We start from the raw sequence: 23,447 nt of genomic DNA, 5'->3' as shown, positions 1-23,447 counted from the left end.
TCAGCAGCCGCCTTCGGTGCCACAGGCGGCGCCGTGGACGATGTCCTGGCCGGCCTGCGCGTCGAGGATCGCCTTGCGCAACTGTTCGGTGCGCGGGACACCTTCGATACGGGTGTCGCCGATGAGGAAGGTGGGGACGGACTGGATGCGGTGGGCCGCGGCCTCCCGCAGGGCGTCCTCGTGTGCGCCGCGGTAGGTGCCGTCGTCCAGGACGGCACGGAACTCGTCGGTGTCCAGGCCGATTTCGCCGGCGAGAGCGGTGAGCACATCCGGCCGCCCGAGGTCCTGGTCCTCCTGGAAGAAGGCACGGAACATACGGCGGGTGTACTCGGTTCCCCTGCCCTGCTCGGCCGCGTACTGATAGCCCTCGAAGGCGAGCCGGGTGTAGGGCTGCGGGGACACGGTGGGCAGGGTGATCCCGACGCCCAGACGGCGGGCCATGGGGTAGACGGCGCGCTGCCAGATGCTGGGCAGGTAGTCGTCCTCCGGGCGGAGGGTGGGCTGGGGGTGGGGCCGGAGCTCGAAGGGCTTCCATTCGATCTCGATGTCGGCGCCGAGGTCCTTCGTCGCCTCCTCCAGCGGTCCCTCGGCCAGCATGCAGAAGGGACAGACGTAATCGGACCAGATCTGGATCTTCACCGGGTCACTCATCGCGGATGGCCTTTCTGACCGGTCAGGAACTCCTGGAACGGCACTTCGTGCCCTTCGATCGGGGCGTGCGTCACCTTGAGCGGCCATGTGGTGGGGTCGTTGGAGAAGATGGAGTACGAGCCGGCGTAGTCGAAGCCGTAGGCAGCCGCGGTCCCGCGGTCGGCGGCGAACACGATGTGTCCGACGTTGAAGTAGAGGGCGGCCATGTAGCACAGGGCGCAGGGCTCGCCCGAGGCGATCAGCGTCGACCCGGCCACGGCGAACCGGCCCGCCTTCCCGGCCGCAGCACGCAGGGCGACGACTTCGGCGTGGGCGGTCGGGTCGTCGTCCTCGTGGACCCGGTTGAAGCCGGTACCCAGGACCCGGCCGTCACGCACGACGATGCCGGAGAAGGGGATGCCGCCCTCGGCGACGTGCTCGCGGCTGATACGGACCGCTTCCTCCAGATGAGGGGTGAGGCCATCGGGTGACTGGATCTGCATGGCGGTCAGTCCTTGGTCCAGTTAGTTGCATGTACGAGCAACAACATGGGCGGGTCCCGGGGTGAATGATCCGGGGGTTGAGCAAGAGCTTGCATGAGCATGTACCTTGGTGTCAAACACCGGCCCGAAAAGGACGCTCTTATGGCGGCTTCACACCTCACATCCCAGCGCACATCCGACCACGCCGTATGGAATCGCGTGCTCGCCCTGCATGCGCATGTGGAGCGTGAACTGTCCCTGGCCCTGCAGCGGCGGCACGGGATCGGCCTCTCGGAATACCGGTCCCTGGAACACCTGCACCACTCCTCCACGAGCGAGCTGCGCATGCAGGACCTGGCCGACAAGGTCGGCCTGGGCCAGTCGTCGGTGACCCGCCTCGTGGGCCGGCTGGAGACCGCCGGCTTCGCGTACAAGGACCTGTGTCCGTCGGACAAGCGCGGCGTCTACGCCGTCATCACGGACGAGGGGCGTGAGCGGTACCAGGCGGCACGCGTCAGCTACACGGAAGTCCTCTCCTCCGCGCTCAACACCTTCACGGCCGACCCCGAACTGGGCCCCACGGTCCAGTCCCTGCGCGCGACCCACAGCTGAGCCGACCGCACCACCGGTCACATACCCCTGGCGCCGCGCACCCCCCTCAACCCCCCCTGCTCCCACGGCTTTCAAGCCCCCGACGGGTGTGCGCCGCCCGGCGCCGGGGCCCTGGCCGGTGCGCCCCGCCGGATACATCCGGGCTTCGCCCTCGCCGCCACCGAGGCCCCCGGCGACGCGGACCGCCACGCGGTCGGCCGCCACCCATGACGACACAGCGGCATGCCTGGATCCGCCTGAGACACGACCCCCGCGGCAGCCCGCCGATACGCCCCAGCGACCCCCGTGACGACGGTCCGCCGATGGCGGGACCGCACCTCCCTTCCCTCCCCGCGGCACACCTCAGCTCTCCCACCCTCGCGGAGCACCCGACCCGCACCCCCCTTGCCCCAGCGGCTCGACGGCCGGAAAAAGCGGCTCGCCCCAGAGTAAAAACTTGGGAAGGCGTACGCACGGGAAGGCGCGCCCGGACCCGGCCCGGCGGCCCGGACAAGCGGAATGACGGCGCCTCCGGCACCGCGCCCCGAGCCGGGCGCATCACCTCGGGCACTGTCCGGGCACCCCGGTTATCCGGACGGCAGGCACGGCATCACCGGCCTCCCGGAGGCGCACAATCCGGTCAAAGAATCTTCCTGCACATGCATCTACTCAGTGATCCAGGTCACTACCAGTGAACCAAATGGATGCTTGACCAAGCATGGATCGATCGGGATACCTTCAGCCCGGACACCGCAAGATTCGAACAGTCGAGCGGCACCTTTCGCAGGTGCCTGAGCCAACCTCAAGGATCCCGCCGTGCCATCCCCTCGCCTGGCCGAGACCATCGCCGTCCACGCCTCTCACCGGCCCCACCTCATCGCACTCCACTTCAACGACCGAACCGTCACATACGGTCAGCTGAACGGCCTGACCGAAAGTCTGCGCAGTCAGCTGCTGGAGCTGAACCTTCCGAAGGGCAGCACCGTCTGCGTGCCGGCGCACAAGACACCACCCACCATCGCGCTGCTGCTGGCCCTCATGCACGAGGACCATGTGGCCCTCACCCCCTCCCCCGGCCTGGGACAGGCCGCACTCGAACGCCTCGCGCACCAGGCACGGGTCTCCCACCTGCTCACCGCGACCGGTGAGGGCCTGCTCACCGCAGTACCGGTACAGGCGGACGAGACCGCGGCCGAGGGATTCTCGGCACCGGACCCGGCGCGGACCTGTCTGCTGCTCACCACATCTGGCTCGACCGGGACCCCGAAGATCGTTCCCATCGAGGCAGCCGGGTTCGACGCCTTCACCGACTGGGCCACCGCCGAGTTCGCCCTGTCCGCCGCCGAGACCGCCCTGTCGTACGCGCCCCTCAACTTCGACCTCGCCCTGCTCGACATCTGGACCTTTCTCCGGCTCGGCGCCTGCATCGTCCTCGTGGACCAGCAGCGGGCGACTGATGCCGCGCACCTGGCGTCGCTCGCCGTACGGCACCACGTCACCTTCGTGCAGGGGGTGCCGATGGTGTACCGGCTGCTGCTCGACCACGGCGGTTCCTTCCCCGCGGTACGCAACGTCGTCCTCACGGGCGACAGCCCGCCGGCCGGGCTCCTCGCCCCGGTCGCCGCCGCCTTCCCCAACGCCGCCTTCCACAACGTGTTCGGCTGCACCGAGACCAACGACTCCTTCATCCACCGCTTCGATCCCGCTGCCGTGGACGGACCCATCCCCATCGGCCGGCCCCTGCGCGGCAGCGAGGCCCTGGTCCTGGCCGCCGACGGCGGACTCATCGGCTCGGCCGGGACGGGCGAACTCCTGGTGTCCACTCCGTTCCAGACCGCCGGATATCTGCGCCAGGACCTGAACAGCGCGGCCTTCACCCACCGGGAAGGCCGTGTCTTCTACCGCACCGGGGACATCGTCACCCGCACCGCCGAGGGTCTGTTTCACCTCGAAGGCCGCGCCGACTGGCACGTCAAGGTCAGGGGGGTGCGGACGAATCTGCAGGAGGTGGAGAACGTCATCGCGGCCCACCCCGATGTGGCGGAGGCCGTGGTCGTGCCGCTGCCGGATCCGCAGGCCGGCGTCCGTATCCACGCACATGTCACCCGCCGCCCGGACACCGGCCTCACCGGCCTCCGGCTGCGCACCTACGCGGGCCGGCACCTGCCGCGCCACGCCATTCCGTCCTCGGTGCACCTCACCGACAGGCCCCTGCCTCGCACCTCGACGGGCAAACCCGACCGGAACCTGATCAAACAGAACCGTATGGAGGAGACCGACGCATGACCAGCACAGACATCGCCCATGAGATCCGCGCGTACGTCGTGGCCGAGTTCCTCGCCGGGGAGGACACCTCCGATCTGACCGGTGACTACGACCTGATCGACTCCGGTGTCATCGACAGCCTCGGTCTGGTCCGGCTGCTCTCGCACATCACCCAGACGTACGAAGTCCCGGTCGACTCCATCGAGTTCGCGCCGGACCACTTCCGCACCCTGGACGCCGTCGTCGCCGTGATCAGAACCCACTCGACGGCGACCACGCCCGTCTGACCAGCCCTCCGTCCCTCATCAGCTCACCCATCCGAATCCAAGGAGAACGAAGAGAATGATCGTCCGCAGCCTCGATGACGTGGCCCCCGTCGAGTGGGGCAACGGTCTGAGCTACCGGATCCTGACCAAGTCCGACGGCATGGGTTTCGCCGTCGCCGACACCCTCGTCCGCAAGGGCACGTCGAGCGCGCTGCAGTACCGCAACCATCTGGAAGCCTGCTACTGCATCGGTGGCTCCGGTGAGGTCGTGGAGCAGGACGGCACCCGCCACAAGATCGTCGAAGGCACCATCTACGCCCTCGACCAGCACGACCCGCACTATCTCGTGGCCTCCGCCGACGAGGACTTCCATCTGGTGTCGATATTCAACCCGCCGATCAACGGCGACGAGAAGCACACCCTCTCCCCGGACGGGTTCTCCCATTACTGAGCCGCTTCCGGCCCGGCAGCCACCACCCGGGACCCGCCGCGGAACCGGCGGCGGGTCCCGGCCCCTGCCCCACCACTCACTCAAGCCGCCGACCCAGGGACTCCCCTTGACCGACGACCTCTTTCACCTCGCGGCCCCGTGGTCCGACCAGCTCAACGCCCGCACCAGTGAACTGGACGCAGCGGGCGAATTCCCCCACGACAAATGGAAAGTCATCCAGGAGACCGGCATCCTGCGCACCCACTTCTCCGAGGAGTTCGGGGGCGCGGGCCACAGTCTCACCGCGACCATGCGTGCCCTGGAGGGGCTGGGCCACACCTCCCGTGACGCGGGTGTGTCGTTCTCCGCCTCCACCCAGATCGTGTCCGTGGGCGTGCCGCTGCAGCGGTTCGCGAGCCAGGAACTCAAGGCGCGGTACCTGCCGGGGATCATGTCCGGTGACACGATCACCGCGCACGCCATCACGGAGGAGTCCGGTGGCTCCGATGCCATGAACCTGGCCAGTGTCGCCCGGCGCGACGGCGATCACTATGTGGTCGGCGGCACGAAGATGTTCATCACCAACGCCCCGGTCGCCGGCCTCTTCCTGCTGTACGTCCGCACCGGCAGGCCGGGCCCCTTCGGCCTCACCACACTGCTCGTCGAGGCCGGCGCGCACGGTCTGACCGTAGGCCCGGCGATGGACAAGATCGGCCTGCGCACGAGCCCTGTCGGCACACTGTCCTTCGACGAGCTCCGTATCCCGGTCACTCACCGCGTGGGGGTGGAAGGCGCCGGCTTCCTGGTCCTGGACCATGTGATGAAGCGCGAGGTCCTCTTCGGCTTCTCCCTCACCCTGGGCGAGATGACCCGGCGGCTGGAGGAGACCATCGCCTTCGCCGGAGAGCGCCGCCAGTTCGGCAGCCCCATCGGTTCCTACCAGGGAATCTCCCACAAGATCGCGGACATGAAGATGCGGGTGGAGACGGCCCGCAAGTGGCTCTCGGACACCGGGGCCAAGGTCGAGGCAGGCGAGGACGCCTCGCTCGACCTCGCGGCCACCAAGACGATCGTGTCCGAGGCCAATGTGCGGAACGCTCTGGACGCGGTGCAGATCCACGGCGGCCGCGGTGTGCTCACCGAGTACGGCATCGAGCGGGACCTGCGCAACTCGATCGCCGGAACGATCTATTCGGGTACCTCGGAGATCCAGCGCAACCGCATCGCCGCCCTTCTCGGCCTCTGACGGACAGGAGTCACACCATGACCAATCCTCCGGACCGGCTCACTCGCCCGACTGCCTTTCTCGATTACGAGACCGACGAGGTTCAGGGCTTCGTCGACCATGCCGTCAAGGACCGTTCCGCGGACCGGACGGCGAACGCCATCGAGCTCTACTACGCGGTGCGCGACGGCGTCTTCTACGAGGTCTACGGCGCCTCCCTCTCCCCCGACGGCCTCAAGGCATCGCACACCGTCACGGCCAAGTCGGGTTTCTGCCTGCACAAATCCGTGCTGTACGCGGCCGCGGTGCGCGCGCTGGGTATCCCGTCCCGCCTCGTGTACAGCGATGTACGCAATCACCTCGCCTCGCCCCGCCTGCTGGAACACATCGGCGGCGACGTGTTCTTCCACGGGCTCACCGAGGTCCATCTGAACGGTAGGTGGGTCAAGGCCACACCGGTGTTCAACCAGATTCTCTGCAAGCTGTACGGCATGCGGACCCTGGAGTTCGACGGAGTCAGCGACAGCCTCTACCACCCCTTCGACGAAGGGGGCGGCTCCATGGAGTTCCTCACGGAGCACGGCTCCTTCGACGACGTCCCCTACGACTTCGTCATCGACACGATGCGGCGCAGGCACCCCAAGTTCCTGAACGCCGCAGGTACGGACACCGTCCGCGGTGGCCGCCTGATCGACGAGTCCGCAACCGCCCGGTAGGAGAGACCCGATATGCCCAGCACTCCCCCGCGCATGGACGGATGGGACGCCTCGACCCGTATCGGTGTGGTCGTGCCGCACGCCGATGTCGGCCCGGAGGCCGAACTGCAGGCCATCGCCCCGCCTTCCGTCTCCATTCACGGATCGCGTATCCACTTCGCCGCCATGCGGGCGGGCGGCGAGATGGACGAGAAGATCCCGCACGACCCCGTGCGGGCCTTCGTGGAAGCCCCGTATCTGGACCAGGCCGTGGAACTGCTCGCCGCCTCCCCGCTGCACGCCCTGACTCTGGGCTTCACCTCCTCCAGTTACGCGCTGAAGGCCGCGGGGGAAGCTGATCTGTACGAGCGGCTGCTCCCCGTCACCCGTGGTCTGCCGATCACCGGCACCACCAAGGCCGCCCGCGCCGCGTTCGATTCACTGGGCGCCCGGCGGATCGCGGTGGTCAACCCGCCGTGGTTCGACGACACACTCTCGGGCCAAGGGGCCGACTACTTCGCCGAGTTCGGTTACGACGTCGTGCACCACGCGCCGTGCGGGCTGCCTTCGGACCAGAAGGCCATCACCCCGGACAACCTGTCGGCGTGGATCCGTACCACGGTCGCCGCACACCGCCCGGAGGCCGTCCTCGTCGCGGGCAACGGCATCCGGGCGGTCGGTACGATCCAGGCCCTCGAAGGAGAGCTCGGGTTCCATGTCCTGACGGCGAACCAGGTGATCCTGTGGCACGCCCTCCACCTCGCCGGCGCCGCGGGCACCGCCCACAGCATCACCGACTACGGGCATCTGTTCGCCACGGACCCCAGGGACGACCACGGGTAGGACCACAGGTCGGCCGTACGACACGGGGCCCTGGACCACTGCTGTGGTCCAGGGCCCCGTGTCGTGTCCCCCCTGCTAGTCGGCGGGGGCGGCCAGACGGCTGTAGGTGAAGGCGGCCGAGACCAGTGTCATGTGATGGTGCCAGCCCGGGAAGGAGCGGCCCTCGAAGTCCCGCAGGCCGAAGCCCCTTTCGAGGAGGGTGATCGTCTCACCGAACGCGGTACGCCGGTCCGTGTAACGCAGGAGTACCTCGACCGGCTCATGCACCATGTTGGTGAGCCACAGCTCTCCGGCCCCCGCCTGTTGTGCGGGGGACGGTGCGAACAGCCGGAACGCGTGCGGTGGTTGGTCGGCCGTGGGGGTGCCCGGCAGCTGGACCAGGCTGTTGCGGACGTCGACGGCACCTGGTCGCCCGGTGGGAATCCGGGCTTCGGTGCGCCGCTCGCCGAGGATCCGGGCGGCCGTGCTCACCGGTCTGTGGGCACGGGGAGCCCGTCCGGCAGAGGCGGGGGCCAAGGGGGCGAGTGGGAAGGTGTCGGGAATCGCGAGGACGAAGTCGAGCCGGCGCTGGTTCATCCCGTCGATGAGCCGGCGCGCGTCCAGGTAGCCGTCGAGCGCGATGACCACCGGGACCGGCTCGTGCCGGGATCCTTTCACCAGCATGTCGATCAGCTCGATGAGGTGAGTCTCAGCCGGTGTCGTGACGGTCCGCGGAACGCGGGCCCGCTCCCGGCGGGGCCCCTGGTCCCACGGTTCGGGCAGCAGGAGACTCCAGCGCAGAGGGAGTTCGCCCGCGTCGGTCGACATGAGGACCGCTGCTCCGATCTGGCAGTTGACCGTACGCCCGATCCGCGGGATGAATCTCCGGTGCACCCCGCACGACTTGTCACCGCGCTTGGGCAGGACGACGGACCCTATGTTCCAGGCGTTCGGCTGGACGCGTCCCTCGGCCCATCGCTGGAGCTGGTCGCAGACGGGTGCCCACTCCCAGGGGCTCTCGTTGATGAACTGGTGCAGCGCCTGTGACGCGGTCGGTGAATCACTCGCGGCGGTCGCCAGCCGGGGAATGGACTTTCTGCCCCGTGTGCTGAGGAGACCCCGTACATATGCGTGAGCCCACTGACGCTGCTCGGCCCGGCTCAGGTGTCCGAACAGCTGGTCCGTGAACTGGATCGCAGAGGACCGTCCCGTCATGGATTTTCCTTTCCCCCGTTGCTGTCAAACGTCGCTTCGCTGTCAGAGCGAGTTGATCGTCACAGCACCACCGGGGGATGAACAACGGCTATCCCGTTCTTGCCATGTCGTCGTCAGCCGGCGGCAACATGGGCGTGACGGAGCGGGCCATCACGTACCCGTACCGGGCCGCGCGTCCGGTCCCGGCGGCTCGTCGTCCGGGTCCGTGGACGGGCCGGGGCCCGCGTCCGCGTGTGTGTCCGCGTCTGCTTCCGTGTCCGTGTCCGTGTCCGTGTCCGTGTCCGTGTCCGTGGAAGGCTCGGCCTCCGCCGACCGGGACTCTTCCAGTGCCTCAAGACCCGGCAGCGGAATCCCGATCGATGACAGGTCCAGTTTCGCCGCCTCGATCTCCTCCGCGGAGAGTCCGGGCACCGCGGCCTCCACCTCTTCGGCCGCCGTGTCGTACAGCCCGGTGCCGGGCTTCTCCGTATCGGCGCCGGTCCCGTCCGCGTCGGACCGGCCCTCGGGCTTCGCCCCTGGCATCTGCTGGAAGTTCTGCGCGCGCTCCAGGAAGCGCAGCAGCTCCACCGGGAACGGCAGGACCAGCGTGGAGTTCTTCTCCGACGCGACCTCGGCGACCGTCTGCAGCAGACGGAGCTGGAGTGCGGCCGGGTGCTCCGACATCACTTCGGCGGCCTGAGCCAGTTTCTTCGACGCCTGGAGCTCGGCGTCCGCGTTGATGACCCGGGCCCGCCGCTCCCGGGCCGCCTCTGCCTGCCGTGCCATCGACCGTTTCATCGTCTCGGGCAGCGACACGTCCTTGATCTCCACCCGGTCGATCTGGACGCCCCAGCCGATCGCCGGGCTGTCGATCATCAGCTCCAGGCCCTGGTTCAGCTTCTCGCGGTTGGACAGCAGGTCGTCCAGATCGCTCTTGCCGATGATCGAACGCAGCGAGGTCTGTGCCATCTGCGAGACGGCGAACCGGTAGTCCTCGACGGCGATGACCGCGTCGGCCGCGTTGACCACCTTGAAGTAGACGACCGCGTCGACCCGTACGGTCACGTTGTCGCGGGTGATGCCCTCCTGTGCCGGGACCGGCATCGTCACGATCTGCAGGTTCACCTTGTGCAGCCGGTCCACGCCGGGGATCACCGTGGTGAAACCAGGCAGCCGTTCCGCGTCACGCAGCCGGCCGAACCGCAGCACCACACCGCGTTCGTACTGCTTGACCACGCGGGCCGCGGACATTCCGTACACCGCGGCGAGGCACACGATCACCACGATCACTGTCACCAGTACTTCCATGACGACCCCCTAGCGCACGAGTCGTTTCCGTTTCCTACGATATGCCCCATTCGCCGGAACCGACGATCCGCGCAAGGACCTGGTCGCCCGCCAGGCGATCGCGACCGCGAAGAGAGCCGCTGTGATGAGCAGCCACCTGGTCAGGAACACCCCGCCGGGCAGCGCCGTGGCCGCGCTGTAGCGGGCCGGCGGGCCGAGGATCAGCGGGAACCAGACGAGCAGCAGCAGACCGGACAGGGCCGCGGGCACCCTGAGTGTGTTGATCCAGCCCCCGCGGGCCACCCCGGGCAGCGCCCGCAGGGCCCGGTCGGCCAGCGAGTAGAGCGGAATCAGCACCAGGTCCTGCACCAGCGCGGCACCGACGAACCAGACCACGACGCCCCGCCAGTCGCCCGCCAGCAGCCGCACCCCCGCGTAACCCGCCACCGCGAAGGAGCCGAGCACCACCACGAGCTGCAGCGGACCCGCCCCGTACCAGCGCTCGAACCGCCTCATCACAGCTCCCCGAAGGTCAGCGACGCCACCCACTTGGTGTTGAGCACGCCCGGGGCCGCCGGGACGATGATCCGCGCCGGGTAGCCGTGGTCGGGCGAGAGATCGGCGCCGTTGACCCGCAGGGCCAGCAGCGAGCGGGGATCGCGCACCTGGTTGTCCCGCAGCGCCGCCTGCCGGAAGGAACCGTGCCGCTGGAGTGACCGTACGAGCACCCCAGGTGGCCGCTCCCGCGCGCCGACCAGGGCGGCCAGGTCCCGCAGCCGTACGCCCTGCCAGCTCTGGTCCGGTGTCGACCAGCCCTCCACACAGGCGATGGGAAGGCGCGCGCCGTGCTGCGGGAGGCGCAGCAGTTCCTCGCGTGTCAGGCGTACCGAGCCGCCTGGGCCCCGGATCTCGAGGCGCCAGCCGTCACCGGTGTCCGGGGATCCGATGCCCGCCAGGGCCGCTGTCTTGTTGATCTGGAAGCCGTTCGGTCCGCGCCCCGGTTCCGCGCCGCCGTGCGGTGCGAGCAGCGCCAGCCGGCGCAGCGGTCCGCCGGTGCTCTGGCCCGCGGTCACCGCGAACAGCAGGAGCGATCCGCCGCCGACCAGGCCGAGGAGACCGCGCCGGGAGAGCGTCATCGGCGCCGGGCGGGGGCTGATCAGGCCGGAGTCGGTGTCGTCGCCGGATTCGGTGTCGCCGGTGGGCCGCTCCTGGCGCCGGGCCGCCGGCTCCCGCAGCGGTGCCCGCAGCCCCCGCTCCCGCAGCACCCGCACCGCAGCGGGGAAGCGGAGGGCCACATGCGCGGCGAAGGCGGCGGTGAACACCCATGCCCCGTAGAAGTGCAGCGCGTAGAACGACCCGGGGAAGAGATAGTCCAGCTGGACGTTGAGCAGTCCGGTGGCGAATTCGAAGAGCACCCCGCCGACCAGCAGGAGCAGCGAGATCCGCTCCAGCGCATGGGCCACCGACCTGATGGGCGGCAGCGCGAAGAGCTTCGGGACGACGGACCAGAGCTTGGCGAGCAGCACCGGCACGAGCACGACGCCGAGCGTCACATGGACGCCCTGGGTGAGGCGGTAGAGCCAGTGCGGACGGGTGGGCCACGCGAAGAGGTAGAAGCCGAGCAGCCCCTTGCCCGGGGTCTTGTCGTTGACCGCGGCGAGGTCCGGGTTGTACGCGGCGTACGACAGCAGGCCGGTGACGACCAGCACGGTGATACCGGCCAGCAGGACGAGCCCGAGCAGCGCCGTCAGCCAGGGGCCGCGCAACGGGCTCCGCCAGAACCCGGGTGCGGCGGGCGAGAGGAACTGCGGGGCGGTCTGCTTGGCGCGCATGGCACTTCCCGGTCGGTTCCGGCGGTGGTCGTCCACCCCCGCGCCCCGACGTTAAGCCTGCGCACGGGCCTTGCGGGGCCCGGAAACGATGACGAAACTCTGACGTCGGAATGGGCCTGCGGAGAGATCTGACGGTTCGGTGACGGACGGTGCCGCCTGGGCTCTTCCCGCCGTCCGGCGGCCTAGCGTGGGCCTGTGACAGCCCCTGCCCCTCCCGCCAGGAAACCCGCCGGACCCGCGCCCGCGACCCGCCCACGGCGGTGCCTCGACGGTGTCGCCGCGCTCGCCGCGGCGCTGCTCGTGGCCGCGACCGCCGTCGTCGGCACGGTCATCGAGAACTCCGACGGCACCCTGCACGTGTCGTGGCCGCCGCTGCTGGCGTACTGGCTGCCGCATGCGGGGCCCGGCACCCCTGCCGCTCTCGCCGTCGCGGCCGGGGTGATCGTCCACGGGCCGGTGCTCGCCGCCCGGCTGTCGTGGCGGCCGCTGACGCTGGTGGTCTGCGGAGCCTCGATGGCCTGGATCTGGTCGCTGGCCCTGGTCGACGGCTGGCAGCGGGGCGTCGCGAACCGGCTCACGAACCGGAACGAGTACCTCAGTGTCATCGACCGGTTCGCGCACATCGGGCCGACGCTGCGGACCTTCAACGAGCACATCCTGATCGGGCACCCGCACAACTGGCCCGCGCATGTGGCCGGTCACCCGCCGGGTGCCACGCTGACCTTCGTCTGGCTGGACCGGATCGGTCTGGGCGGCGGTGGCTGGGCCGGTGCCTGGTGCATCACGGTCGGCGGGTCGGCGGCGGTCGCGGTGCTGGTGGCGCTGCGCGCGCTGACCGGCGAGCGGACCGCGCGCCGGGCGGCGCCCTTCCTCGTCCTGGCACCGGCCGCCGTCTGGACCGGCACATCGGCCGACGGCTATTTCGCGGCGGTCGTCGCCTGGGCGGTGGCCCTGCTGGCCCTCGCTGCCACCCGTACGGTCCGCGCCCCCGCACTCGTCGCGCTGGTGTCCGGTCTGTTCTTCGGCTGGGCGCTCTACCTCTCGTACGGCCTGACCCTCTTCGTGCTGCCCGCCGTCACGGTCCTCCTCCTCGCCCGCAACGCCCGGCCGCTGGCGCCCGCGCTGGCCGGTGCGGCGCTGGTCGCGCTCGTGTTCACACTCGCGGGCTTCAACTGGTGGGAGGCGTACGGGCTGTTGGTGCAGCGCTACTACCAGGGCGTCGGGGGCGACCGGCCGCAGAGTTACTGGGTCTGGGGCAATCTCGCCTGCGCCGTGGTCATCACGGGGCTCGCGTCCGTCGCCGGACTGCGGCGGGCGGGGGCCGCGCTCCCCGGTGCGGTGCGCCGCTGGTACGGGGCCAGGGACAGCGCCGCCGACCGGCTGGGGCTGCTCGTCCTGGCCGTCCTGCTGGCGCTGCTCGCCGCTGATCTCTCCGGCATGAGCAAGGCGGAGACGGAGCGCATCTGGATCCCCTTCGCGCTCTGGCTGCTGCCGGCTGCGGCTCTGCTGCCCGCCGCGGACCGGCGCCGGTGGCTGACGCTCCAGGCGGTCCTCGCCCTGCTCGTCAACCACCTGCTGCTCACCACCTGGTGAGCAGCCACGGCGCCCGCTCCTCCGGTCTCCGGGCCCGGCGGCTCTCAGCCCGGTGACGTCCCCCGGAACGCGCCGAGGATGCGCTCGGCAGCGAGAGTCGGCGTCAACGTCCCGCCGCGCAGCTCCTGTTCGAGCAGCGGGGTGAGCCGCTTGACGTCCGGGTGGTCGTGCAGCTCCTTCAGCAGCCCTTCGCGCACCATCGCCCAGGCCCAGTCGACCTGCTGGTCACGCCGTTTGGCGGCCAGTCCGCCCGACGCGTCCAGGACCTTGCGGTGCTGTTCGAGCCGTTCCCACACGGTGTCGAGACCGGCCGAATCGCGGGCGCTGCAGCTGAGCACCGGCGGGGTCCAGGCCGCATCGGCCGGGTGCATCAGCCGCAGCGCGCCCGCGAGTTCACGCGCGGCCGAGCGGGCGTCGCGTTCGTGCGGGCCGTCCGCCTTGTTGACGGCGATGACATCGGCCAGCTCCAGGACGCCCTTCTTGATGCCCTGCAGCTGGTCGCCGGTGCGGGCCAGGGTGAGCAGCAGGAAGGAGTCCACCATGTCCGACACGGCGGTCTCGGACTGGCCGACGCCGACGGTCTCCACCAGGACGACGTCGTAACCGGCCGCCTCCACCACCACCATGGCCTCCCGGGTGGCGCGCGCCACTCCGCCGAGAGTGCCCGCGGTCGGTGACGGCCTGACGAAGGCGGCCGGGTCGACGGCCAGCCGCTCCATCCGGGTCTTGTCGCCCAGGATGGAGCCGCCGGTCCTGCTGGACGACGGGTCGACGGCGAGCACCGCCACCCGGTGGCCCAGGCCCGTGAGCATGGTGCCGAAGGCGTCGATGAAGGTGGACTTCCCGACGCCCGGCACCCCGCTGATGCCGATCCTGCGGGCTGTCCCTGAGTGCGGGAGCAGCGCGGTCAGGAGCTGCTGGGCGAGGGCCCGGTGGTCGGCCCGGGAGGACTCGACCAGGGTGATGGCCCGGGCGACGGTGGCCCGTGACCCGTCGAGGACGCCCTGGGCGTAGCGGTCCGGATCGATGTGGGGCGCCATCCGTCAGAGCTCGTGGCCGAGTGCGGAGGCGAGCCGGACCACCAGGTCGTACGCCGCGTCCGGGATCACGGTGCCCGGCGGGAAGACCGCGGCGGCGCCGGCCTCGTGCAGGGCCGGGATGTCCGCGGGCGGGATGACGCCGCCGACGACGATCATGATGTCCTCCCGGCCCTCGGCCGCCAGCTCCTCCCGCAGCGCGGGGACGAGCGTGAGGTGCCCCGCGGCGAGCGAGGAGACACCGACGATGTGCACATCGGCCTCGACCGCCTGCCGTGCCACCTCGCCCGGCGTCTGGAAGAGCGGGCCGACGTCCACGTCGAACCCCAGGTCGGCGAAGGCGGTGGCGATGACCTTCTGGCCGCGGTCGTGGCCGTCCTGGCCCATTTTGGCGACGAGGATGCGCGGACGGCGTCCCTCGGCCTCATCGAAGGAGTCCACCAGACGACGCGTCCGCTCCACGGAGGGCGACTCCCCTGCCTCGGTCCTGTACACACCGGAGATCGTACGGATCTGTCCCGCGTGCCGCCCGTAGACCTTCTCCAGGGCGTCGGAGATCTCACCGACGGTGGCCATCGCCCGCGCCGCGTCGACCGCGAGCGCCAGCAGATTGCCGTCGAGACCGGGGCCCGGGTCGCGGCCCGCGGCATCGGTCAGCGCCCGCAGCGCCTCCTGGCAGGCCGCTTCGTCGCGCTCCTCGCGCAGCCGCTTCAGCTTGGCGACCTGCTGGGTGCGCACCGATGAGTTGTCGACCTTGAGTACGTCGATCTCCTCGTCGGTCTCCACCCGGTACTTGTTGACGCCGACGACGGGCTGGCGCCCGGAGTCGATCCGCGCCTGGGTGCGGGCGGCCGCCTCCTCCACCCGGAGCTTGGGGATGCCCGCGTCGATGGCCTGCGCCATGCCGCCGGCCGCCTCGACCTCCTCGATGTGCTGCCAGGCGCGCTGCGCCAGATCGTGGGTGAGCTTCTCGACGTACGCGCTGCCGCCCCACGGGTCGATGACCCGGCAGGTGCCCGACTCCTGCTGGAGCAGCAGCTGGGTGTTGCGGGCGATCCGGGCGGAGAAGTCGGTCGGCAGGGCCAGCGCCTCGTCGAGCGCGTTGGTGTGCAGCGACTGGGTGTGGCCCTGGGTGGCGGCCATCGCCTCGACGCAGGTGCGGGTCACGTTGTTGAAGACGTCCTGCGCGGTGAGCGACCAGCCCGAGGTCTGCGAATGGGTGCGCAGTGAAAGGGACTTGGCGTTCTGCGGGTCGAACTGCTTGACCAGCCTGGCCCAGAGCAGCCGGGCCGCGCGCAGTTTCGCGATCTCCATGAAGAAGTTCATGCCGATCGCCCAGAAGAAGGAGAGCCTGGGCGCGAAGGAGTCGACGTCCATCCCGGCGGCGATACCGGCCCGCAGATACTCCACGCCGTCGGCCAGCGTGTAGGCCAGCTCCAGGTCGGCCGTCGCACCCGCTTCCTGGATGTGGTAGCCGGAGATGGAGATGGAGTTGTAGCGCGGCATCTTCTGCGAGGTGTACGCGAAGATGTCGGAGATGATCCGCATGGAGGGCTTCGGCGGATAGATGTAGGTGTTGCGGACCATGAACTCCTTGAGGATGTCGTTCTGGATGGTCCCGGCCAGCTTCTCCGGCGGTACGCCCTGCTCCTCGGCGGCGACGATGTAGAGCGCGAGTACCGGAAGTACGGCCCCGTTCATCGTCATGGAGACCGACATCTTGTCGAGCGGGATGCCGTCGAAGAGCTGCCGCATGTCGTAGATCGAGTCGATCGCGACGCCCGCCATGCCGACGTCGCCGGTGACGCGCGGGTGGTCGCTGTCGTAGCCGCGGTGCGTCGGCAGGTCGAAGGCGACCGAGAGGCCCTTCTGACCGGCCGCCAGATTGCGGCGGTAGAAGGCGTTCGACTCCTCGGCGGTGGAGAATCCGGCGTACTGCCTGATGGTCCAGGGCTGGTTGACGTACATCGTCGGGTAGGGGCCGCGGAGGTACGGCGCGATCCCCGGGTAGGTGCCGAGGAAGTCGAGCCCCTCGGTGTCCTGGCCGGTGTACAGCGGTTTGACGGGGATGCCCTCGGGGGTCTGCCAGACCAGCTCGTCGACGCTGTGGCCGGTGGACTCCTTCACGGCCGCGCGCCACTGCTCGTCGGTGGCACCGGCGGACGCACCGGGCCCCAGGTCGATCTCGGTGAAGTCCGGGATCTGCATTACGCCACTCCCATACGGTCGAGGACGGAGGTCAGCACAGCCACCACGTCTCCCCCGGCGAAGACGAACTCGTCCACACCGGAGGCCAGATACGTGTCCCGCAGGTCGCCGGGGCGGCCGGCGAGGAACACCTGCCGCGCGCCTGCGGCCTTCAGCGCGGTAGCGGTGCCGGATGCCTGTTCGGCGTAGACGGCGTCGCTGGAACAGATACAGGCCAGGGTGGTGTCCGAGTCGGCGAACGCCGCCGCGGCTCCGTCGGGGGTGCCGGGCACCGGGCCCTGCACCGGTTCGATGCCGCCCGCCTGGAACAGGTTGGCGGCGAAGCCGGCCCGCGCGGTGTGCGCGGCGGCCGGGCCGAGTACGGCGAGGAACACCCGGGGACGCGCGCCGGTCGCCGCCAGATGGGCGTCCGAGCGGGCCCGCAGCGCTTCGAAGGCGTCGTCGCGGTGGACCACCGGGAGGCCGCCGCCGGGAGCCGCGGGCGCGGGGTCCCTGACGACGGCGCGCTCGACGAGCTGCGGGAACTCGCTGACACCTGTGACCGGTTCGCGCCGGCCTGCCAGCTTCTCGCTGCGCCGCTCCCAGGTGGCCGCGATCCGGCCGGGGACCAGCCCGGAGCGCAGGGCCTGCTCCTGGCCGCCCTCGCGCTCGATCTCCTGGAACCACTCCCAGGCCGCCTGCGCCAGTTCGTCGGTGAGGCGTTCCACGTACCAGGAGCCGCCCGCGGGGTCGATCACCCGCGCCAGATGGGACTCCTCGACCAGAATGGTCGACGTGTTACGGGCGATACGGCGGGCGAAGTCGTCCGGCAGCCCCAGGGTGTGGTCGAAGGGCAGCACCGTCACCGCGTCCGCGCCGCCCGTACCCGCCGCCAGACAGGCGACCGTCGTACGGAGCATGTTCACCCACGGGTCGCGCCGCGCCATCATCACCGGTGAGGTCACCGCGTGCTGGTGCTGCGCCCCGGCGCCCGGTGCGCCGCTCGCCTCGGCCACCCGGGCCCACAGCCGGCGCGCCGCGCGCAGCTTCGCGATCGTCAGGAACTGGTCGGCGGTGGCCGCGTAGCGGAATTCCAGCTGTCCGCAGGCCGCGGCGACATCGAGTCCGGCCGCGGTGAGTGCGCGCAGATACGCGACCCCGGTGGCGAGCGAGCAGCCCAGCTCCTGGGCCGCCGACCCGCCCGCCGAGTGGTACGGCAGCGCGTCCACGACGAGGGCCCGCAGCTGGGGGTACTTCTCCTGGCACAGCTGTGCCAGCGCCACGGCCTGCGCGGTGTGCCCGGCCACGGTGTCGTGCGCGCCGGTACGGGCCGCGTGGCCCAGCGGGTCGGCGCCGAGGGTACCGAGCGCATTCTCGGGGGCGATACCGCGCTCGTCGATGAGCCGCAGCAATTCCCGTGCGGCGGCGTCCGATTCGGCGCCCGCGTCGATGACGACGGGTGCCAGGTCGAGGTGGACGCCTTCGAGGGCCGCGGCGATCCCGGTCACCGGGACACCGGCGTCGCCGACGGTGAGCCATACGGAGGAGACGCCGTTCTCCAGATCCGCGAGCACGGCCTCGTTGGTGCGGGCCGCGTCGGGCCTGCTGTGCCGCTGGCGTACGTCCCAGCCGCCGGCCACCCGGCCGCCCGGGGTACTGCCGCGGGTGAAGGGCGCGAACCCGGGGAGTCCGTCCGGCCCGGTCGGCGCGGCGGCGGGGCCGCCGTCGTCCGGCGCGGTGTAGAGCGGCTGGACGACCAGACCGTCGTCCAGTTCGGTGGAGAGCGCTGCTTCCGCCGCCGTACCCGAGACATCCTTACCCGATTTGCGCAGCACACCTTCCACAAGGCGCTGCCACTGCTCATGGGTCGCATGCGGGAATCCGGCGGCCAGGGGGAACCCGTTGTCGGGCAGGACCGTCATGCTCAGATGCTAGGCGAGGGGGCCAGGTGTGCACTTGAGAGAACCACTGTGACCTTGGACTCTCTCGACCGTACGGGAGCCCGGTACGGCATGCGCCGCACCGGGCTCGCGTCCGGACCGCCAGGGGCTGTCCGGTGATGTGCTCCTTCTGCTACTTCACGCCCACTGCCCGGATGATCTCCTGTTCGACCGAGCCGCCCCGGTTGTCGGTGGCCGAGGCGCGCAGCGAGATGTACCCGGCGTCCTTGGGCACCCGCAGTGTGCCCTTCCAGGCGGCGGAGTCACCGTGGACCGCGCTGAGCCCGACGGACTGCCAGGTCTTGCCGTCGTCGTAGGAGACCTCCAAAGAACCGGACTTGATCCGCCCGGTGTCCGAGGCGCCCTTGACGTACTCGGCGCTGATTCCGACGGGCAGGTTCCGCCCGGCGCGGACGTCACCGGCGATGTCGGTGGCCACGTCGAAGCCCAGGTTCAGCAGCGGCAGATAGGTGGCGTGGTCCGCCGGGGTCTCGGCCGACCTGAAGGTCCACTCGGAGTGGCCCTTCGTGGACAGCACCCAGGTGGCCGGGTCGCGTGTGGTGTCGGTGACCACCTTGTACGTGGTCTCGGCCGGGTCGGCGTCCCAGGCGTACGCGCCCGAGCTGGTCTTGTGGTCGACCTGGACCCCGTTCGCGTACACGTCGGTGGTCTGGGTCATGGAGTCGTCGCTCCAGACATCGCCGAATCCGGTGTGGTCGGGCCCTGAGTCGCCCCAGCCCGGGGTGTTGAACTGGAGGTCGTTTCCGGTGCGCTGCTGGCCCCAGCCGAGTCCGGTGCCCAGCCACGGGTGCAGCACGGGCTTGAACCAGTCCAGTGCGCTGCGGCTGCCGCCCTTGTAGGTGACCAGGCCGCTGCGCTCCTCCAGGGAGGTCGGGCCGGCGGTGACGGACTGCATCCAGGTCTGGCCCGTGCCGGTGCTGACGTAGTCGGTGCGCCGGGCCGGGTAGTGCGTGCTCTCCGCGAATCCGAAGCCGATGGGGAAGGTACCGGTGATCGAGTAGCGGAACTCGCCGCCGTCGACGGGCTTGGCGGCGTGGAACGTGGTGTCCAGGGTGGCGAGGTCCTTCTTGTCCGGCCGGTAGGTCAGGTTCGCCGGGACCGCCCCCGGGTGGCCGTCGGACAGGTCGTAGACGTAGGGCGTGTAGCGGGTGCCGGTGAGCTCCACCGTGCCGTGGCGGCGTGCGGTGGCGGCCAGCAGCGCGCCGTCCGCCGCGTTCACGGAGGCCACCTGGAGCGGGGTGTCCGACCCGTCGTCCGCGCCGAACCAGGCGCTCAGCCGCCCCGGCGTGTCGTCGGTGACGAAGAGCGACACCGCTCCGGCCTGCTGCGCGGCGGCGGTGAGCTGCTGCGGAGTCACGTCGGCCGTGGCGTGTACCAGGACGGCCTTGCCGCGGACGTTCTTGCCCTGGTAGTCGGCGGCCGTGCCGGTCCCGAGGTCGGCGACGCCGGCCCGGTGGCGGCCTTCGGTGAGGGTGGACCCGGCCTGTACGACGGTGTCGCCGAGCCGCTTGCCGTCCGCGACGGCTTCGAGCAGGGGCTTGCCGAGGCGCCAGACCGTGCGGTACTCGAAGGTCCCGTCGGTGACCTTCTTGGTGGGTGCGGCGAAGATGCTGTCGTAGGTGAGCGGCACCTGCACCGCTCCGCCGAAGTCGGCGCCGTTCGCCTTGCGGTCGAACTCCATGAGCAGCTGCCGGGTCTCGGTGCGCTGGGGGACCTGGGCCTTGATCTGGTGCAGCCGGCGTCCGTCGAGGGTGATCTCACGGTCGCGGTCGACGACGATCTGCGGATCGGTGAGGAAGCCGAGGCCGAGGGAGTCCTTGCCCTTGGCGCCGCGTACGTCGAGGAAGGACGCCACCGAGTAGGTGCCGGGCTTCAGCCGCAGGGTGAGGGTGCCGGAGTCGCCGACGGCCGCGTTGTACGGGTCGGTCCCCTTGGCCAGTTCCTGTACGGCGAGGTCGGCGGCGGTCGGCGCGCCGTCCCGGTCCTTCACATGGACGGTGAGCGTGTACCGCTCCTCCTCCTTGACCAGGCCGAAGGCGGTGTGTGCGACGACCTTGCCGCCGGTGCTCGCGGTGATCTGCCCCGAGGTGTTGCCGACGGGCGCCTTGGCGCCGTCGCCGGTGACGGTGGTCTGCGCTGTGGAGTGCGCGGGCACGGTCAGGCTCGTGTCGGCGAGCTTGACGACGCCGTCGGCGGCTCCGTCGGCGGCGAGCGCCAGAGTCACCGGCGCGTCGGAGGAGTTGGCGTACGTCACGGTGCGGGTGACCGGCTTGTCGTCCTCGTACGGCCAGGAGTAGAAGCCGAGGTCGGCGCTGCCGGTCGCGGTGATGCTCGCGGTGGTGGCGGCGGGGACGTCGACCCGGCCGGCGCCCAGCGTGTACACCGGTTCGGGCAGCGTCCTGGACGTCGACATCAGCGCGTCCTTGAGCTGCTGCCCGGTCCAGTCCGGGTGCTTCTGGGCGAGCAGCGCGGCGACGCCCGCGACGTGCGGGGTGGCCATCGACGTACCGCTCATGGTCTGGTACGGGCCGCTGCCGTCGACGTACTGCGAGCGCGCGGCGAGGATGTCCACGCCGGGCGCCGACAGGTCGGGCTTGAGGGCGTTGTCGCCGAGCCGCGGTCCCTGGCTGGTGAAGTAGGCGGGCTGGTCGGCGGAGTCCACCGCGCCGATGGTGAGCGCCGAGTCGGCCGCGCCGGGCGAGCCGATGGAGGTGGGGGCGCCTGTGTTGCCCGCGGCGACCACGAACAGCGCCCCGGTGTCCTTGGAGAGGGTGTTGACCGCCGCGGCCATGGGATCGGTGCCGTCGCTGGCCTCCTGGGATCCCAGGCTCATGCTGATGATCTTGGCGTGGATGTCCTTGGCGGCCCACTCCATGCCCGCGATGATCTCGGAGTCGGTGCCGGAGCCCTCGTCGGAGAGGACCTTGCCGACGGCCAGGTCGGCGTCCGGGGCGACGCCCTTCTCCTTGCCGTCGGACGCGGCCCCGCTGCCGCCCACGGTGGAAGTGGTGTGGGTGCCGTGGCCGTTGCGGTCGGTGGTGTCCTCACCGGCGATGAAGGACTTGGAGTCGCTGATCCGGTTCTTGAGGTCGGGGTGGTCGGCGTCCACCCCGGTGTCCAGGACGGCGACCTTGACGCCCTTGCCGGTAAGCCCGGCCTGCCAGGCGGCGGGGGTGCCGATCTGTGCGTTGCTCTCGGCCATGTCGGCCTTGACCCGGCCGTCGAGCCAGACCTTCCCCACCCCGTCGGCGAAGGAACCGGCCTGCCGGGTACGGGAGTCGGTGAGCGACTTCCAGAAGGTGCCGGGCGAGGCGGCCCGCACCGCGGCGCCGTCCACACTCGGCAGGGACCTGACGGTCGTGGCGCCGTGCGGTGCGGCGCTGCGGACGCCCTTGCCGTACGTGACGATCAACGGCAGCCCGTCGGCCTGGCCGGTCGCGGTCGCGCCCTTGGTCTTGGTCTTGGTCTTGGTCTTGGCCTTACTGTCCGCGGCCTTGCTGCCGGTGCCGAGGCCCTGCTCGATGAGGCCGGTGACGTCGAAGAGCCGCTTGTCGAGGACGCCCGAGCGGAGATAGGGCAGAGCCTCGTCGGGCAGCACGGTGATCCGCCCGTTGGACGTCTGGGTGCGGACGGCGCCGCTCGCACCCTTCGGGCGCTCGACGGAGACGGTGCTGTGGCCGCCGCCGAGGCCGGTGACGGTGACACGGTCACCGGTGATGAGTGTGACGGTCTGCGTCGCCTGGGCGGTGGTGGACGGCGCGGTACGGGACGGCGCGGCAGGCGACGGCGCGGAGGTCCTGCCCGTTCCGGTCGCCGCGAGTGCCTGGCCTGCCGGGAGCAGTACGAGCGCGAGTCCGGCGGAGAGCCATCTGGCTCTTCGCCACGCAGGTGCTCTGGTCATGGTGCCCCTCTCTCCGGGGGCCCGGGCTGACGAGGGGGCCCGGGCGCTGCGAAGAGTCTCGGGGCGCGGGCGGCGGCCGTGGGGTGAATGGGCTGGCGGATAGGTGCCATGGCGGCTAACTGCCAGCGGGCGGTGTCCGGACGGGTCGGGGACAGGTCACGGCGGGTCGGGGCGAGGGCGGCGGGTCAGGGCACCGGCGGCGGGCCGAACGACCCGTGCCTTCCGGCGCCCGCGGCGAACTCGTCCGCTCCGCGCTGTGCCTGCGTCAGCGAGACCCGGCCGTGCCGCAGTTCGCCCGCCAGCGCGTCCGGCTCGGACAGACCGCTCTGCTCCAGCAGTGCGAGGCGGTCCTCCCGCAGACAGGTCTGCGGGAACGCGGCGATGGACGCGGCCAGTTCCTCGGCCGCCGCCCGTGCCGTTCCGGCGGGCACCACCCGGTTGGCGAGGCCGATCGCGTGCGCCTCGGCGGCGCCGACCGGGCGGCCGGTCAGTACGAGGTCCATGGCCCGGCTCTCACCGATCAGCCGGGGCAGCCGTACGGTTCCGCCGTCGATCAGCGGCACGCCCCAGCGGCGGCAGAACACTCCGAACACGGCGTCCTCGTCGGCCACCCGCAGATCGCACCAGAGCGCGAGTTCGAGCCCCCCGGCCACCGCATGACCGGAGACGGCGGCGATCACCGGCTTGCCGAGCCGCAGCCGGGTCGGCCCCATCGGACCGTCACCCTCGTCGGCGGTGGCGGTGACGTGGTTGCCGCGCGGAGTGCCGATGGCCTTCAGGTCGGCTCCCGCGCAGAAGGTGCCGCCTTCGCCCCAGAGCACGGCCACCGCCGCGTCCGGGTCGGCTTCGAAGGCGCGGAAGGCGTCGGCCAGGGCGTGGGCGGTGGGGCCGTCGACGGCGTTACGTACCTCGGGCCGTGCGAGCACCACGGTGGTGACGGGGCCGTTGCGTTCGATGCGTACGGTCATCGCGTCACCCTCCCACAAGCGCGCCGAAGGCCACCCGGGCGGTCGTGCAGCCCCCTTGGCCCCGGGCACCGGGTGCCGGAG

The 23,447-nt window shown here is 70.6% G+C and carries 19 protein-coding genes; 8 read left to right on the top strand and 11 right to left on the bottom strand.

Features of this window, described 5'->3' with window-relative positions; genetic code table 11:
- Window positions 1-651 carry a DsbA family protein gene (locus tag OG510_RS33380; protein WP_406141721.1) on the bottom strand — a complete coding sequence of 217 codons (651 nt, stop codon included), beginning with the start codon at window positions 649-651 and terminating at the stop codon, window positions 1-3.
- Window positions 648-1,133, bottom strand: a complete 486-nt coding sequence (locus OG510_RS33375) for a nucleoside deaminase (protein WP_406141719.1) — start codon at window positions 1,131-1,133, stop codon at window positions 648-650. The genes OG510_RS33380 and OG510_RS33375 overlap by 4 nt, the downstream gene beginning before the upstream one ends.
- A 141-nt stretch (window positions 1,134-1,274) precedes the next feature.
- Here OG510_RS33375 and OG510_RS33370 point away from each other — a divergent pair, with 141 nt between their 5' ends.
- From OG510_RS33370 to OG510_RS33340, 7 genes are all read left to right on the top strand, one after another.
- Window positions 1,275-1,724, top strand: a complete 450-nt coding sequence (locus OG510_RS33370; RefSeq protein WP_406141717.1) for a MarR family winged helix-turn-helix transcriptional regulator — start codon at window positions 1,275-1,277, stop codon at window positions 1,722-1,724.
- Window positions 1,725-2,519: 795 nt separating this feature from the next.
- Window positions 2,520-3,989 (top strand): AMP-binding protein, encoded by a 1,470-nt coding sequence (locus OG510_RS33365; protein ID WP_406141716.1) that lies wholly within the window; start codon window positions 2,520-2,522, stop codon window positions 3,987-3,989.
- On the top strand, window positions 3,986-4,255 hold the full coding sequence (locus OG510_RS33360; RefSeq protein ID WP_406141714.1) for an acyl carrier protein: 270 nt from the start codon (window positions 3,986-3,988) through the stop codon (window positions 4,253-4,255). Before OG510_RS33365 ends, OG510_RS33360 begins: the two co-directional genes overlap by 4 nt.
- 55 nt (window positions 4,256-4,310) lie before the next feature.
- Window positions 4,311-4,685 carry an ectoine synthase gene (locus tag OG510_RS33355; RefSeq protein WP_406141712.1) on the top strand — a complete coding sequence of 125 codons (375 nt, stop codon included), beginning with the start codon at window positions 4,311-4,313 and terminating at the stop codon, window positions 4,683-4,685.
- A gap of 106 nt (window positions 4,686-4,791) precedes the next feature.
- Window positions 4,792-5,910 (top strand): acyl-CoA dehydrogenase family protein, encoded by a 1,119-nt coding sequence (locus OG510_RS33350; protein WP_406141711.1) that lies wholly within the window; start codon window positions 4,792-4,794, stop codon window positions 5,908-5,910.
- A 17-nt stretch (window positions 5,911-5,927) separates the two neighbouring features.
- The gene (locus OG510_RS33345) at window positions 5,928-6,605 is read left to right on the top strand and encodes a transglutaminase family protein (protein ID WP_406141710.1); all 678 of its coding nucleotides are present in this window, start codon (window positions 5,928-5,930) and stop codon (window positions 6,603-6,605) included.
- Between the two features lie 12 nt (window positions 6,606-6,617).
- Complete coding sequence (locus OG510_RS33340) at window positions 6,618-7,427, top strand: maleate cis-trans isomerase (RefSeq protein ID WP_406141708.1); 810 nt, start codon at window positions 6,618-6,620, stop codon at window positions 7,425-7,427.
- A gap of 75 nt (window positions 7,428-7,502) precedes the next feature.
- Here OG510_RS33340 and OG510_RS33335 read toward each other — a convergent pair whose 3' ends face one another.
- From OG510_RS33335 to OG510_RS33320, 4 genes are all read right to left on the bottom strand, one after another.
- Window positions 7,503-8,621: an IS701 family transposase gene (locus tag OG510_RS33335; protein WP_406141706.1), complete on the bottom strand. Its 1,119-nt coding sequence runs from the start codon at window positions 8,619-8,621 to the stop codon at window positions 7,503-7,505.
- Between the two features lie 150 nt (window positions 8,622-8,771).
- Window positions 8,772-9,908: a slipin family protein gene (locus OG510_RS33330; RefSeq protein ID WP_406141704.1), complete on the bottom strand. Its 1,137-nt coding sequence runs from the start codon at window positions 9,906-9,908 to the stop codon at window positions 8,772-8,774.
- Between the two features lie 9 nt (window positions 9,909-9,917).
- Complete coding sequence (locus tag OG510_RS33325) at window positions 9,918-10,403, bottom strand: hypothetical protein (RefSeq protein WP_406141703.1); 486 nt, start codon at window positions 10,401-10,403, stop codon at window positions 9,918-9,920.
- A complete protein-coding gene (locus tag OG510_RS33320; protein WP_406141702.1) occupies window positions 10,403-11,719 on the bottom strand; it encodes a molybdopterin-dependent oxidoreductase in 1,317 nt (438 codons plus the stop codon). Before OG510_RS33320 ends, OG510_RS33325 begins: the two co-directional genes overlap by 1 nt.
- 195 nt (window positions 11,720-11,914) lie before the next feature.
- Here OG510_RS33320 and OG510_RS33315 point away from each other — a divergent pair, with 195 nt between their 5' ends.
- Window positions 11,915-13,312 (top strand): hypothetical protein, encoded by a 1,398-nt coding sequence (locus tag OG510_RS33315; RefSeq protein ID WP_406141700.1) that lies wholly within the window; start codon window positions 11,915-11,917, stop codon window positions 13,310-13,312.
- Between the two features lie 44 nt (window positions 13,313-13,356).
- On the opposite strand, the gene meaB is transcribed toward OG510_RS33315, so the two are convergent.
- The 5 genes from meaB to OG510_RS33290 form a co-directional block, all read right to left on the bottom strand.
- A complete protein-coding gene (meaB, locus tag OG510_RS33310; protein WP_406141699.1) occupies window positions 13,357-14,352 on the bottom strand; it encodes a methylmalonyl Co-A mutase-associated GTPase MeaB in 996 nt (331 codons plus the stop codon).
- A gap of 3 nt (window positions 14,353-14,355) precedes the next feature.
- Entirely contained in the window at window positions 14,356-16,557 is a 2,202-nt protein-coding gene (gene scpA / locus OG510_RS33305) for a methylmalonyl-CoA mutase (RefSeq protein WP_406141697.1), read from the bottom strand.
- Window positions 16,557-18,458, bottom strand: a complete 1,902-nt coding sequence (locus tag OG510_RS33300) for a methylmalonyl-CoA mutase family protein (RefSeq protein WP_406141695.1) — start codon at window positions 18,456-18,458, stop codon at window positions 16,557-16,559. Before OG510_RS33300 ends, scpA begins: the two co-directional genes overlap by 1 nt.
- A gap of 151 nt (window positions 18,459-18,609) precedes the next feature.
- Window positions 18,610-22,398 (bottom strand): S8 family serine peptidase, encoded by a 3,789-nt coding sequence (locus OG510_RS33295; protein ID WP_406141693.1) that lies wholly within the window; start codon window positions 22,396-22,398, stop codon window positions 18,610-18,612.
- 185 nt (window positions 22,399-22,583) lie between these two features.
- A complete protein-coding gene (locus OG510_RS33290) occupies window positions 22,584-23,366 on the bottom strand; it encodes a crotonase/enoyl-CoA hydratase family protein (RefSeq protein WP_406141692.1) in 783 nt (260 codons plus the stop codon).
- Between the last annotated feature and the right edge of the window lie 81 nt (window positions 23,367-23,447).

It is taken from the genome of Streptomyces sp. NBC_01089 (assembly GCF_045162975.1).
In the GTDB taxonomy this organism is placed as follows: domain Bacteria; phylum Actinomycetota; class Actinomycetes; order Streptomycetales; family Streptomycetaceae; genus Streptomyces.
The sequence above is the reverse complement of the archived record's forward strand: the minus strand, read 5'-3'. Positions and strand labels throughout refer to the sequence as shown.